This window comes from Methanosaeta sp. UBA458, from assembly GCF_002496085.1.
Lineage (GTDB): Archaea > Halobacteriota > Methanosarcinia > Methanotrichales > Methanotrichaceae > Methanothrix > Methanothrix soehngenii.
On the sequence record NZ_DAIK01000163.1, the window covers coordinates 1 to 13,316 of the forward strand.

A 13,316-nucleotide genomic window follows, 5' to 3' on the forward strand; every position below is an offset into this window, starting at 1 on the left:
GTCAAGATCGGCGGCAGCTCGCGGATGAAGGTCCTGGCGGAGGTAGTCGATGCCACCAGGCTCCGGGATGAGGATCTGGTGGAGCGGATCAGATACTTCGAGGAGCAGGGTGCCGATCTGATCGACCTGGGCGCATCCTTGGACGCCACCCCCGCCAGCGTCAAAAGAGCGCTGAAGAAGGCAAGGGAAGTAACTACCCTTCCCATAAGCATAGATGCCGTTCGGCCGGATCTCATCTGTGCCGGCATCGAGGCCGGGGCGGACATGATACTCAGCCTGAACGGCGAAAACCTGCCCCTGGTGGGGAGCAGGGTGGCAGAAGCGGGCATACCGGCAGTGGTCATACCGGGACCCGGACCCGTCACCCTGGAGGAGAACCTGAACAGAGCAAAGGATTATGCAATCCAGATTATTGCCGATCCGGTCCTCGATCCCCCCTTGATGGGCCTGGCCCGGTCGATGATCAGATACATCAGCCTCCGTGAGGCCGATCCTGATATCCCTCTTTTCTTCGGGGTGGGCAATGTTACTGAGCTTTTGGATGGAGACAGCCAGGGGGCCAACCTGCTCCTATCCGTCCTGGCAATGGAAGTGGGGGCCTCATTGCTCTTCACCCCCGAATACAGCGCCAAGGCAAAGGGCTCCATTCACGAGCTGGCTGTGGCCTCGAGGATGATGGTTCTGGCCAAAGGGCGCCAGACCCCTCCAAAAGACCTGGGCCTGGACCTATTGATACTCAAAGAGAAGAGGAGAATTCCAGAGGAGGTTCCTCCCCGGGAGCTGGTGGAGGCCTCGGCAGACCATAAATTCGAGGCTGACCCTGCCGGAAGCTTCAGGATCTTCCTCTCCGAAGGGAGGATCGTGGCTGGAAACGGCAGGATCACAGTTGCTGGCACGAGCGCCCGGAAGGTGCTTAATACCCTCATCGACCGGGGATTGATAGGAAGGCTGGACCATGCCGGCTACCTGGGCCGGGAACTGGAGCGTGCGGAGATAGCCCTGCGCCTGGGCCGGAGTTATATACAAGATGAGCCCCTATGGCCGATAGAGAAAGGTTAAATAATAACTATTTCGTGAGGGAGAGAGGATGAATCAGAAGGCTTTCGCTATCTTCGTAGGCGCTCTTATGGTGCTCTCAGGAATTGCTTATTTCCTGCCCCTGGGCACCAACCAGAAAGAGATTGCTGTTACATCAGATGCCAATTCCCCTGAGACCTTTGGCGTTAAGGGGAGCCTGGTGGACTGGAGCTTCGATGGACTGAGAGACGTGCTGGAGATGGCACCGCAGAACACTGATATGGCATACTGGATAAATATCAGTTCATCTCAGAATCTGACCAATGCAGCAAGTATCGCCCTCCCGCAGTCCATAGGCCTGGTCTATGGGGACCAGCTTTATTCCACCAGGATCGAAAGGCTGGGGGAGGTTCGCTTCAATAACACCTGGGCGGAGTTCCACTGGATCGAGCCCTATCCAATGGGCTACAACAGCCTGGTCATTCCCTATGAAGGCTATATGATGATCCCCATGGGCACCGACTTTGTCATGGCCATGGGCAGGCCAACTCTATTCGGGCCGCAAGAAGCAGTACAGCAGTCCATCGATGTCATATCCGGTGGCCAGCCATCGGAGAACTTCACCCTGGTTGATGACAGCGGAGCTGACCTGCAGGTAGCAGCCCTCGGTCGCGGTGGAGCGAGCATGCCCATGGCTGGCGGATATAAGGAGTTCAACCTGAGGATCACATCGTCCAGGAACGGTGAGGATGGTTTCGACATCGTCGCCCGGTATATCCAGCCAACAGCAGATACCAGCCGGAAAGCAAGCGATCTAGCTGAAAAGAGCGACCTAGAGTATTCCAGCAGTGGATCAGAAGGAGAGTTATCCGGATTTGTTTCCGAGGAAAACATTCGGTTTGTGCTGATGGGGCTTCTTGGGCCCTAGCGCAACCTTTTTACATGTGGAACTAATGGCAGATCTAGTCTTGAGGTATAATCCAAAAGGCGCTTTTGCGATGAATGATGATGGGCGTTGTCGCCCGGAAGGAGAATTAAGTTATGGCAAGACCAATATATGTAAGGTTTGATGTTCCAGCAGATTTGGCCACAAAATCCCTTGAGGCCTTAGAGCTGGCTCGCGATACCGGCCGAATAAAGAAGGGCACAAACGAGGCCACCAAGGCCATAGAGAGGGGTGTGGCCCGTCTGGTCATAGTAGGCGAGGATGTTCAGCCACCTGAGATCGTCGCTCATATTCCCGCTCTATGCGAAGAGAAGAAGACCCCCTATATCTACGTCAAGAAACAGAGCGAGCTTGGTGCCGCTGCAGGCCTGGGCGTTAAGAGCGCAGCCGCTGCGATCGTGGAGCCGGGGAAAGGAAAAGAGATTCTGGATGAGATCGTCCAAAAAATTGGATCTCTGAAGTAGGTGATATCCTATGGAGGACGATAACGGAATACCAGCAGAGGTAATCGAGGTCATCGGCGTCACCGGCATGCATGGAGAAGCAATGCAGATCAAGTGCCGTATTCTTGAGGGCAATAACAAGGGGAGAATCATAACCAGGAACAGCATGGGGCCCATACGAATCGGCGATGTCCTTATGCTGCTGGAGACGGCAAGAGAAGCAAAGAAGCTTACCAGCAGGTGAGGAAGATGGAAGAGAGAAAGTGCAGCTTCTGCAATAAGACCATTGAGCCTGGCACGGGCAAGCTCTATGCCAAGAAGGACGGAACGGTATTTTTCTTTTGTTCTGCCAAATGCGAGAACAACGTTGCCCTTGGCCGGGTAACGAGAAGAATAAAGTGGGCCCGCAAGGGGGCATAAGGCCTGGCGGATATCGAAAGAACATTCGTCATGGTCAAGCCCGATGGAGTGCAAAGAGGCCTGGTGGGCAAGATCCTGCAACGTATTGAAGAGAAGGGCTTCAAGATCGTTGCCATGAAGCTCGCTGCGATGCCTGAAGCGAAGGCTAAAGAGCATTACGCAGAGCATGTGGGCAAGAAGTTCTACCAGGATCTGGTGGACTTCATCACCTCAGGACCATCCGTCTCCCTGGTGGTCGAGGGAAGGGGTGCCATTGCCGCCATGAGAAAGATGAACGGCGCCACAAATCCAGTGGAGGCCGTACCGGGAACCATTCGCGGCGACTGGGGCATTGAGACGGGACGGAATGTGGTGCACGGCTCAGACTCCCCGGCGTCAGCATCTCGCGAGATCGCTCTTCACTTTGATCCCTCCGAGCTGGTGACATACAAGCGAATAGATGAAGAATGGCTCTACGAGTAGCTCCTGGCAGATGCTTCTGTCAAGCCCTCATGGGAGCCTTTAAATTCCCAAAAAATAAATCACTTTTTTAGGGCTAATTCTGTGAGAAGCGATATTTCATGCAGCAGAAATCCAAAAAGGCCGGCAAGGCAAAGGGCAAGCAATCAAACCTCAGGACACCGATAGTAGTGGTGATGGGGCATGTGGACCATGGCAAGACCACACTCCTGGATAAGATCCGAGGTACCGCAGTAGCCAAGGGAGAGGCCGGCCTGATAACCCAGCACATTGGCGCCACAGAGGTTCCTTTAGATGTGGTTCAGGATTTCTGTGGATCGCATTTCGGAAAGGAGATCGAGATACCGGGACTGCTGTTCATTGATACGCCGGGCCACCATGCATTCACATCCATGCGCAGCCGGGGCGGCTCCCTGGCCGATCTGGCAGTGCTGATCGTGGATGTAAACGAGGGCTTCCAGCCCCAGACCATCGAGTCCCTGAGCATTCTCAAGCGCTTCAAGACCCCATTTGTGGTTGCTGCCAACAAGATGGACCGCATTGGCGGATGGCATACCACCACCAATGCTCCTTTCGCCAAGAGCCTGAAGGTGCAGAGCGAGAGGGTCTCAGAGATCCTCGATACCAGGCTCTATGAGCTTGTGGGAGAACTCTACAAATATGGCTTTGACGCAGACCGCTATGATCGCATCACCGATTTCACCCGGACGGTGGGCATCGTGCCCATCAGTGCCATAACCGGAGAAGGGGTTCCTGACCTTCTCATGATCCTGGTTGGCCTGGCGCAGAGATTCCTCAAGGATAATCTGCAGCTCACCGCCACCGGTCCAGGGGTGGGCACCATTCTCGAGGTCAAGGAGGAGAAAGGGCTGGGCACTACATTGGATGTCATACTCTACAATGGGGAGTTTTTTGCCGGGGATACTGTAATCGTCGGCACCTCGCGCGAGCCCCTGGTTACCAAGATCAGGGCCTTGCTCAAGCCCAAACCGTTGGCTGAGATCAGGAGCGAGGAGAGGTTCCTTCCGGTAAAGCACGTATCTGCCGCTTCTGGGGTGAAGGTCTCCGCTCCAAAGCTGGATAACGCCCTGGCCGGATCAACCATCCGGGTGGTCTCCAATCCCGACGAGGTAGAGGCCCTATCCCTGGAATTGAAATCCGAGTTGGACGCAGTCAGGATTGACACCGAAAACGAGGGTTTAATCATCAAGTCGGACACCATCGGCTCGCTGGAGGCCCTGGTAGGGGAGCTAAAGGCAAGGGATATTCACATTCACTATGCAGATGTGGGGCCCATATCCAGAAGGGATGTGATAAGGGCCGCTGCCATCAACGATCCCCTTCTTTCCGCCATCCTGGGATTCAATGTGGATATACTGCCCGATGCCTTGAACGAGATACAGAAGACGAATGTACCTGTCTTCTCCAGCGATATCATCTACACCATCATCGAGAGCTACGAACGCTGGGTGGAAGATCAGAAGAATAAGATGGAGCAAGAGCGCCTTGAAGCGGTCATCCGGCCGGGGGCAGTGCGCATACTTCCAGATTGTGTCTTCCGGCAATCTAAGCCCGCTGTGGTGGGAGTTCAGGTGATCGGCGGGATCGTCAGGACCCAGGTCAATCTAATGAGAGAGGACGGGGCCAATGTAGGAGTGATCAAGGGAATCCAGGCCCACAATGAGAACCAGGGATCGGCAACCGTCGGCCAGGAGGTGGCCATATCCATCGACGGGCCCACTGTGGGCCGGCAGATCCATGAAGGTGATATCCTCTATGTCAATATCCCGGAAAAGCATGCCCGCATTGTGGAGCTGGAGCTGAAGCCGAAGCTGGCCGAGGATGAGAGAGAGGTGCTGGAGAATTTCCTGGAGATCAAACGCAAGAAGGACCCATTCTGGGGAAGGTAGGATATGACCTTGCAGCGAACTGCGTTTGAGCGGGATGACTCCAATGGCCATGCCGCTTAACGAGATCATAATTCCCCTCATCGCCATCGGCCTGGCGGAGATGGGCGACAAAACTCAGCTCTCTGTGATACTCCTCTCCTCCCGCACCCGGGAGTACATCCCGCTCCTGGCCGGAGTCATGCTTGCTTTTCTGATCACAGATGGATTTGCCATTCTCATAGGCTCCTGGATGACAGGCATAATTCCCCTCGATCTGCTAAAACTGATATCTGGCGGGGTGTTCATTCTGTTTGGAGCATTGATTCTCAGAGGAGACCAAAAGGAGGCAGAAGAAGAGAGGGGGCTATCGTCCGGGAACGCTCTTCTATCCGGATTTTCCCTTATCTTTTTATCGGAGTGGGGAGACAAGACCCAGATCGCATCCGCCCTCTTTGCCACGGAGTATAATCCAATCATGGTCTTCATAGGGGTTATGGCAGCGCTATTCATCCTCTCCGTTATGGCAATCTATCTGGGGCAAATCATCTCTCAGAAGGTCGACAGGAAGCTGGTATCCAGGATAGCGGGCACCCTATTCTTGATAATAGGCATCGCTATCATCCTCTCTCTGTTGGCGCCATATGCGTTTGCTATTGGATTATAACGGCCCAATAAAATAGATTATTGCAATAGCAAGGACCCTTGCCCTGCTATCGCTTTGCTGAATTTATGTAGTGGCTATATTATTATCTAAACCTTTTCTACCTTATCGGCCTTGGGGCCTTTCTCGCCCTCAATGACATCGAAGCTCACCTTGTCGCCCTCATCGATTGCGACACCGGGCTTCAAACCAGTCACATGAACGAAATAGTCCTTACCATCGTCACCAGCAATGAATCCAAAGTTCTTGACTCGATTGAAAAACTTAACTGTTCCATCTACCATTTTTTATTCCTCAATAAGATTAGACCCTCTGGAGGAGCTTCAACTACTTAAAGTTGCTGGCAGCTTCCCCTTCAGGAGGCAAATAACAGCCATGTGAAGCCCAATCTATAAGAAAAGGTTTTATAGAAGAGCAAATACTGCTTAACGAGAATCATTTGCTGGAGGATTATTATACATGGCAGGAATGGGTGGAACACCAGTTATCATTTTAAGAGATACCCGCAGAGAATCGGGAAACGAAGCCATTTCGAATAATATAATGGCCGCCCGCGCAGTGGCCAATGCCGTGCGCAGCTCAATGGGCCCCAAAGGCATGGACAAGCTGCTGGTGGATTCCATTGGCGACGTCACCATCACCAACGATGGGGTGACCATCCTCAAGGAAATGGATGTGCAGCACCCTGCTGCCAAGATGCTCATCGAGGCTGCCAAGACCCAGGATAAAGAGGTGGGTGACGGCACCACCACTGTAGCTGTGCTGGCGGGGGAGCTTCTCAGGAAAGCGGAGGTGCTCTTAGACCAGAAGGTCCACCCCACTATGATCGTGCAGGGCTATAGAATGGCAGCTGATGAAGCAGTAAAGATCGCAAAGTCAATCGCCTTCGAGGCCCAGGAGTCAGATCGGGCACTGTTGGAGAGAATCGCCCGGACCGCTATGACCGGCAAGCTGGCAGATTCTCCTGACAGCAAGATGGCCGGATATGCCGTTGATCTGGTCCTCAATGCCACCGAGGACTATGGGGATAAGAGGGTCTTCGACATGGACAGGGTCAACGTGGAGAAGAAGGTGGGCGAGAGCACAGCAGACTCAGAGATCATCGAGGGAGTGGTGATCGACAAGGAGATCGTCCACCAGAATATGCCCCGCAAGGTCACAGATGCCAAGGTGGCCCTGCTCTCCTGCCCCATCGAGTCCAAGGACACTGAGACCAAGACTGAGGTCCAGATCACCTCCTCCGATCAGTTCCAGATGTTCATGGAGCATGAGAAGAAGAGGGTAAAAGAGGCAGCAGATAAGGTGATCGCCAGCGGCGCAAATGTGGTCTTCTGCCAGAAGGGCATCGACGACCTGGCCCAGCATTACCTTGCACAAGCGGGGGTCCTCGCCCTGAGAAGGGTGATCAAGAAGGACCTGGACAAGCTTGCCAAGGCCACGGGAGCTAACATCGTCACCAGCCTGGATGAATTGAAACCCTCGGACCTCGGATCCGCCGCTCTGGTGGAGGAGCGGAGGGTGGGAAGTGGGATAATGACCTTCATCACCGGCACCAAGAAAAGCGCTGCAACCCTACTCCTCCGGGGAGGAACCCAGCAAGTCCTGGATGGCCTAGAGAGGGCCCTTGACGATGCCTTACATGCGGTGGCAGACGTGGTGGAGGACAAGAAGCTGGTGGTTGGCGGTGCAGCCCCGGAGATCGAGATCGCATTGCGCCTGCGCGAATATGCCGCCACCCTGAAGGGAAGGGAGCAGCTTGCCGTCGCCAAGTTCGCTGAGGCGATGGAGATCGTGCCCAAGACTCTGGCCGAGAACGCTGGCTTTGATGCCATCGATAAGGTGGTTGAGCTGAAGAGCAGGCACTCCAGCAACAAGAACATAGGGCTCAATGCCTATACCGGGGAGACGGTGGATATGTATGAGCTGGGCGTGGTCGAGCCCCTGCGGGTTAAGATTCAGGCCATTTTGTCAGCCACTGATGCTGCTTGCTTGATACTGCGCATCGATGATGTCTTAGCCTCCACCAAGGAACCTCCTGCACGCGGTGCAGGCGGCATGCCTCCGGGGATGGGGGGCATGGGTGGAATGGGAGGAATGCCCGGAATGGGGATGGGAGGAATGCCTCCCGGGATGTTCTGATCATCCCGAAACCATTTTTTTTATGGTACAGACATACTCTTTTGGTTTATTTTGGTTTGTTGATGATGCCGTTTTGGCTCAAGCATCCATTTTCACCTAATGAAAATGCAATAGTGCAAATCCGTTATGTATATCGATCACGTTATCTATATATAACTTACAATGAGATTTGCTTCTGAGGTCAAGCAGCAATGGAAGGATATTGGATCTGGCTGGCATTTCTGGCTTTAGCGGTGATATCCCTCAGCATCATCCAGCTGGAAGCTGGTCGCAATAAAAGGCTGCTAGCAGGCTATCGCCAGATGCAAATGGACGTAGAACAGCTGCGGGGCCGGCTCAGGGAAAAGGAGATGAAGCTGGACCAGCTCCAGCGGGAATGCGCACATCTGCTCAAGCTCAAGAGCCGCAACCTGGATCTGGAAGAGGAGCTCAAGAAGACGAAAAGATCGGCAGAATACAATTCGTCGGAAAGGCTGCAATACCTGGAGAGCTACCTTGCCCGCCAGGAGCAAAATCCTTCAGCCATCTTCCTGGGCACCTTTCCACCCCTTCGCCTCCACTCCATTGAGGACAGACTCTGCAGGATGCTGGAGGCGGCCAGGTTCGAGGTGGTGGTTGTATCCCCCTGGATAAAGAGGCAGACCTGGAATCGGATTGCTGCTCCATTGCAGAAGTTCTTCCGCCGGGGAGGGAGGCTGGTGGTGTTCATGAGGGGACGGGAATCGGACTACAGCTCAGGAATGAGCGATGACATCCAGGATGAGGTAAGAAGGCTGGGAGGAGAGCTCCTTTTCGTCCGGCCGCTCCATGCTAAGATCTATATGATCGACAGAAAAGAGGCGATAGTGACCTCTGCCAATCTCTCCCAGGGAGGGATCGATGACAACTACGAGGCAGGGGTATGGTTGAACGATCCCCAGGTCATCCATGATATCTGCTCTTATGTGGATGACCTGTACAGGTGCCGGCAGAGTTGAAAAAGGAAAGGAGCATTTAGGCGCGTTGGAGGATTGAGATAATTTGTCCAGGATTCGGGTCTTGTGAGGTTTATCATCCGGACGAGGATACATTTCTCCTCTTGCAGGCGGCCATAAAAGAGGCCCGCCCAGAGGATCATGTGCTCGAGGTAGGCTGCGGTTCGGGTCTCGTATCCCTGGAATTGGCCAGACAGGTGGAGAGCCTTGTCGCCCTGGACATAAATCCTCATGCAGTCAGGGCGACCAGGGAGAGAGGGGTGGAGGTGATAAGATCCGACCTCTTCGAAGGAATAAGAGGGAAATTCGATCTGATCATCTTCAATCCCCCTTACCTTCCCACAAAACAGGCAGAGAGAAGCGATCAATGGATCAACTATGCCCTGGACGGAGGGGAGAGCGGCAGGGAGACCATAGGCCGGTTCTTGCTCGATCTGGCGGAGCATCTCCGGCCGGGGGGAAGAGCACTGCTGCTCATATCCAGCCTGAGCGGACCGGAGGAGGTGGAGATGATGGCAGGGGACGCAGGGCTTATCACAGAGCGGGTGGCCAGCAAGGGATGCTTTTTTGAAAAGCTCATGGTGCTGAGGATCACAGTCCGCAATTGAGTTCTCCGGCGGGATAGTAGATATCATTTTATAAATATAGACTTATCAGCATCAGAACTGCCCGCAAGTCCATCGCCTTTACTATCCAGGAGAGCGATCAGCCTCTCCAGCACTAGAGAGACGCCTTCTCCGGTCTCGGTGGACATCTCTGCCAGATCACTGTATCTCTTGATATCAACCTTATTGGCGACGATCAGCATGGGCAGCCTGATCCAATTGGATAGATCCTCGGCCAGACGAAGCTGTGAATCCAGAGGATAGCCGCAGTGCTCGCTTGGGTCCAGAATGTATAGCACTACCCCCTGCAGATGGCTGAGGGCAGCCACGGTCTGCCTCTCGATCTCATTTCGCTCCGACATTGGCCGGTCGAGCAATCCGGGAGTGTCCACCACCTGATACCTCTTATCGTCCCGAACGAAGTGGCCCACAATTATCCCCCGAGTGGTAAAAGGATAGCTTGCCACTTCTGGTTTTGCCCCAGTGATGCGGATGATGAAGCTTGATTTCCCCACATTGGGATAACCGGCGATGAGAATGGTTGGAGCTTCCGGGTCTATGGTCGGCATCTTGCGAAGCAGATTCCGGGCAGAATTCAGGAACAGCATATCCTTTTCAATCGATCTCATCACCGATGAGAAGCGCCCAAAGGCCGACTTTCGGAGGGGAGTGCTGTCCGTCCCCCTGGCCCGCCGGATCTTTCCCACATATTCTCTGGTTATCAGTCTTGTCTGCCTGGAGGCCCAGCGCAGGCGAGATAAGCTGATACGGATCTTATCTACGCCAACCGTTATCTCCACCATCTCTCTGTAAAAAGGAGGCAGGTTCTCAAAGGAGGGAAACTTCCGGATCAAATTGGCAAGGTTATCTGAGAGGATATTGCCTGCATTCAGGACCATGGACTCATTGTCGGCAGCACGGGTGGCGCGCCGGAATGATTTATCTAAAAGCTCCTGCGATGTGGGGATAGTTGGAAGACGCTCAAACATCAGTGAGGACTAGCCGGCATTAACAGATAAAGCTTCGGTCCGGCCTTCCGTCTCCTTTGGGGCATGCGCGGCGCGGATTGCAGGATTCATTTAATAAATGGTTTTCGGAAGGCTTAAATAGTACTTCTTTATCTATATAGATGAGGTGACCTTTTGAAGAGACTAGGCACCGCGCTTCATGTCGTGCAGAATAAACTGATAGTCCAGAGTGAAGAGATCGTTGGAAGCGAGACCGCTATCCCCAGGGGTAACTCCTGGGTGGTGGATCAGAAAAGGACCAGGGTCGGAAAGGTTTTCGATATATTCGGTCCCATCGATCGTCCATATATAATCGTTCGGCCGAATAGAGGAACAGATGCCGCTGCCCACATCGGAAAGAAGCTCTATATCGATGAGGCGCCGGGGAGAGATAGCAAGTGGAAGAAATTGAAAAGCTGAGAGAGATAGAGAGGGCAGAGCCGGAGAAGCTCAAGGAGCGTACCCGGCTCAGACGCGAGAAAGAGAAGGTAGACGAGTTTGAGAAGTTTACAGTCGAGTGCCCAGAGTGCAAGAGCCACACCCTGGTGCGCGACTATGAACGAGCAGAACTGGTTTGCTCCGACTGCGGCCTGGTGATCGATGAGAACTTCATAGATCAGGGGCCGGAATGGAGAGCCTTCGACCACGATCAACGCATGAAGAGGTCGAGGGTTGGGGCGCCCATGACGTACACCATCCACGACAAGGGACTCTCCACCATGATCGACTGGAGGAACAGGGACTCATATGGCAAGACCATATCCTCCAAGAATAGGGCTCAGCTCTACCGCTTGAGAAAATGGCAGAGGCGCATCCGGGTCAGCAATGCCACAGAGCGAAACCTAGCCTTTGCCCTGTCTGAGCTGGACCGAATGGCATCAGCTCTAGGTCTATCCAGAAATGTGCGGGAGACGGCGGCGGTTGTCTACCGCAAGGCTGTAGACAAGAACCTCATCCGGGGGCGGAGCATTGAAGGCGTGGCAGCAGCAGCGCTCTATGCCGCCTGCCGCCAGTGCAATGTGCCTCGTACCCTGGATGAGATCGCAGAGGTATCCAGGGTATCGAGAAAAGAGATCGGCAGGACATACCGGTTTGTGTCCCGGGAGCTGGCCTTGAAGCTCATGCCCACCAGCCCCATCGACTACATCCCCCGCTTCTGCTCCGGCCTGAATCTGAAGGGCGAGGTGCAGGCGAAGGGAATTGAGATCCTCCGCCAGGCCGCGGAAAAGGAGCTCACCAGCGGGCGCGGGCCCACTGGCGTGGCCGCAGCCGCTATATATATCGCCTCCATCCTCTGCGGGGACCGGCGCACACAGCGCGAGGTGGCAGATGTGGCAGGAGTGACAGAGGTCACCATCAGGAACCGCTACAAAGAGCTGGCAGAAGAGCTGGACATAGAGATAATCCTTTGAAGGGATATCTCTAGCATCTTTTTTTCAGGCAATTGCCCTAGAATCAGATTCCTGTTTTAGCCTTTATCTGCGAGATGTCCTCTTCTATCTTTGCCAGCCTCTCGGTTAGATCATCTCTATAATCTGAACGGATATCATCAATACTAACTGCGATTTCCTCTTTGGCGGAGTCTATTTTTTCTGCCAGCAGATCTGCGGATGATTTTACCTGATCTTTTACCCCAACGATCTCCGCTTTCAGGTCGTCTCTTGTGACCTTTATCTCGTCCTTTAGTTCCACGCGGGTGGCTTTGACCTCGTCACGCGTAGCTTTCACCTCATCGCGAGTGGCCCTTATCTCTTCCTTGAGCTCCTCGCGAGTGGCTCGTATCTCATCTTTCAGTTCCACTCTGGTGGCTTTTATCTCCTTCAGCACATCCTTGTTTACAGAGATCAGCTCCTTGAGCAATTCCGCTGCTTGATCGATCCTCTGATCGGTCTCTCCACTGCCCGAGACCACCTTAAAAAATCCCTGGAACTCATTTGCTGCAGCTGAATACTCCATCTGGATATCTGCCACCTGAATCAGAGTATTCTTGATGTCTATGGCGGCAAGTAGGCTCCCCAGGTCGTAGTCTTGCCCTTCTGCCACCACCTTGACCCGGCCGTCATCGAGGTTCTGGACGTAGCCGGTCAGTCCAAAGTCCCTGGCAATGGAAACCACCCTGGCCCGGTAGCCAGTCTTCTGAACCTTGCCGGAGATATAAGCGGTCAGCCTGCGCATTATAGTTAATTTTCTCACTCTCTTTATTTAAGCCTATGACCTGCCGTATTTTAGAGTAAGAAGGAGGGAGGCAAAAGTCAGTGATGTAGGAGGAAAAGATGCTTCGACCTTTGCCAATTACTATATACGGCAATTGCCGATATAAAAAACTTTCGCTTGATGGCGGCGGACGATTCCAGGGCAAAGAGATGCTCGGCTGGTGAAAAGATGTTGGAAGAAGATCCTCTGGGCGACATTGCAGTTCTCACAACTATTTGCCAGCAGCCTCCTGCAGCAGCAATTGCGCATCCCCATGCATGCCTGCAAGCTTTTTGGCGATGGGGTGCTGCGGGCCGTACTCCTGCTCCGCCAGCCCTTTAATCCGCCAGATATCGGAGAGGAGCCTGCCGATCTCCTTTTGAACGTACCTGCGGTTCTGCTCGCTCATGGTCAAAACATCTCGGTCTTCTCAAAGCCCCTCTTTCATTTTACCCTTTTCGCCGTCCTTCCCAAAGCCTGGGACAACTGACAGATCTAATTTGGCATAGTGGCAGCCGGGTGGGGCCTCTCCGAGCGCATGGCTAGTACAGCCGGGCTTAAAT

17 protein-coding genes are annotated in these 13,316 nt (G+C 53.7%); 13 read left to right on the top strand and 4 right to left on the bottom strand.

The features are described 5' to 3' along the window. The 8 genes from BP822_RS11895 to BP822_RS11930 all read left to right on the top strand — a co-directional run. Positions 1-1,059 (top strand): dihydropteroate synthase-like protein (locus tag BP822_RS11895; protein WP_286878362.1); only part of this gene is annotated, 1,059 nt, incomplete at its 5' end. 28 nt (positions 1,060-1,087) lie between these two features. Continuing rightward, positions 1,088-1,945 (top strand): hypothetical protein, encoded by an 858-nt coding sequence (locus BP822_RS11900; RefSeq protein ID WP_286878363.1) that lies wholly within the window; start codon positions 1,088-1,090, stop codon positions 1,943-1,945. A gap of 113 nt (positions 1,946-2,058) precedes the next feature. Then, positions 2,059-2,427: a 50S ribosomal protein L7Ae gene (gene rpl7ae / locus BP822_RS11905; protein WP_013719369.1), complete on the top strand. Its 369-nt coding sequence runs from the start codon at positions 2,059-2,061 to the stop codon at positions 2,425-2,427. Between the two features lie 10 nt (positions 2,428-2,437). Further along, on the top strand, positions 2,438-2,650 hold the full coding sequence (locus BP822_RS11910) for a 30S ribosomal protein S28e (protein ID WP_013719368.1): 213 nt from the start codon (positions 2,438-2,440) through the stop codon (positions 2,648-2,650). Positions 2,651-2,655: 5 nt separating this feature from the next. Beyond that, a complete protein-coding gene (locus BP822_RS11915) occupies positions 2,656-2,826 on the top strand; it encodes a 50S ribosomal protein L24e (RefSeq protein ID WP_013719367.1) in 171 nt (56 codons plus the stop codon). 12 nt (positions 2,827-2,838) lie between these two features. Continuing rightward, positions 2,839-3,288 carry a nucleoside-diphosphate kinase gene (ndk, locus tag BP822_RS11920; protein WP_083804686.1) on the top strand — a complete coding sequence of 150 codons (450 nt, stop codon included), beginning with the start codon at positions 2,839-2,841 and terminating at the stop codon, positions 3,286-3,288. A gap of 98 nt (positions 3,289-3,386) precedes the next feature. Continuing rightward, positions 3,387-5,195 (top strand): translation initiation factor IF-2, encoded by a 1,809-nt coding sequence (gene infB / locus BP822_RS11925; RefSeq protein ID WP_013719365.1) that lies wholly within the window; start codon positions 3,387-3,389, stop codon positions 5,193-5,195. Between the two features lie 43 nt (positions 5,196-5,238). Next, positions 5,239-5,838: a TMEM165/GDT1 family protein gene (locus tag BP822_RS11930; protein ID WP_013719364.1), complete on the top strand. Its 600-nt coding sequence runs from the start codon at positions 5,239-5,241 to the stop codon at positions 5,836-5,838. A gap of 86 nt (positions 5,839-5,924) precedes the next feature. On the opposite strand, the gene BP822_RS11935 is transcribed toward BP822_RS11930, so the two are convergent. Beyond that, complete coding sequence (locus BP822_RS11935) at positions 5,925-6,119, bottom strand: cold-shock protein (protein ID WP_013719363.1); 195 nt, start codon at positions 6,117-6,119, stop codon at positions 5,925-5,927. 175 nt (positions 6,120-6,294) lie between these two features. Here BP822_RS11935 and thsA point away from each other — a divergent pair, with 175 nt between their 5' ends. The 3 genes from thsA (at position 6,295) to BP822_RS11950 (ending at position 9,556) form a co-directional block, all read left to right on the top strand. Further along, a complete protein-coding gene (thsA, locus tag BP822_RS11940; RefSeq protein ID WP_273271795.1) occupies positions 6,295-7,974 on the top strand; it encodes a thermosome subunit alpha in 1,680 nt (559 codons plus the stop codon). 191 nt (positions 7,975-8,165) lie between these two features. After that, a complete protein-coding gene (locus tag BP822_RS11945; protein WP_013719361.1) occupies positions 8,166-8,951 on the top strand; it encodes a phospholipase D-like domain-containing protein in 786 nt (261 codons plus the stop codon). A 41-nt stretch (positions 8,952-8,992) separates the two neighbouring features. After that, the gene (locus BP822_RS11950; RefSeq protein ID WP_048132093.1) at positions 8,993-9,556 is read left to right on the top strand and encodes a HemK2/MTQ2 family protein methyltransferase; all 564 of its coding nucleotides are present in this window, start codon (positions 8,993-8,995) and stop codon (positions 9,554-9,556) included. A gap of 23 nt (positions 9,557-9,579) precedes the next feature. Here BP822_RS11950 and BP822_RS11955 read toward each other — a convergent pair whose 3' ends face one another. Further along, complete coding sequence (locus BP822_RS11955) at positions 9,580-10,542, bottom strand: NOG1 family protein (RefSeq protein ID WP_013719359.1); 963 nt, start codon at positions 10,540-10,542, stop codon at positions 9,580-9,582. A gap of 153 nt (positions 10,543-10,695) precedes the next feature. Here BP822_RS11955 and BP822_RS11960 point away from each other — a divergent pair, with 153 nt between their 5' ends. Together BP822_RS11960 and BP822_RS11965 are read left to right on the top strand one after the other, a co-directional pair. Further along, positions 10,696-10,980 carry an H/ACA ribonucleoprotein complex subunit GAR1 gene (locus tag BP822_RS11960; protein WP_013719358.1) on the top strand — a complete coding sequence of 95 codons (285 nt, stop codon included), beginning with the start codon at positions 10,696-10,698 and terminating at the stop codon, positions 10,978-10,980. Continuing rightward, positions 10,959-11,972 carry a transcription initiation factor IIB gene (locus BP822_RS11965; protein ID WP_013719357.1) on the top strand — a complete coding sequence of 338 codons (1,014 nt, stop codon included), beginning with the start codon at positions 10,959-10,961 and terminating at the stop codon, positions 11,970-11,972. Before BP822_RS11960 ends, BP822_RS11965 begins: the two co-directional genes overlap by 22 nt. A gap of 43 nt (positions 11,973-12,015) precedes the next feature. Here BP822_RS11965 and BP822_RS11970 read toward each other — a convergent pair whose 3' ends face one another. Then, positions 12,016-12,735 (bottom strand): acylphosphatase, encoded by a 720-nt coding sequence (locus BP822_RS11970; RefSeq protein ID WP_286878364.1) that lies wholly within the window; start codon positions 12,733-12,735, stop codon positions 12,016-12,018. A 250-nt stretch (positions 12,736-12,985) separates the two neighbouring features. Then, entirely contained in the window at positions 12,986-13,162 is a 177-nt protein-coding gene (locus tag BP822_RS11975; RefSeq protein WP_286878365.1) for a hypothetical protein, read from the bottom strand. Positions 13,163-13,316 lie beyond the last annotated feature (154 nt).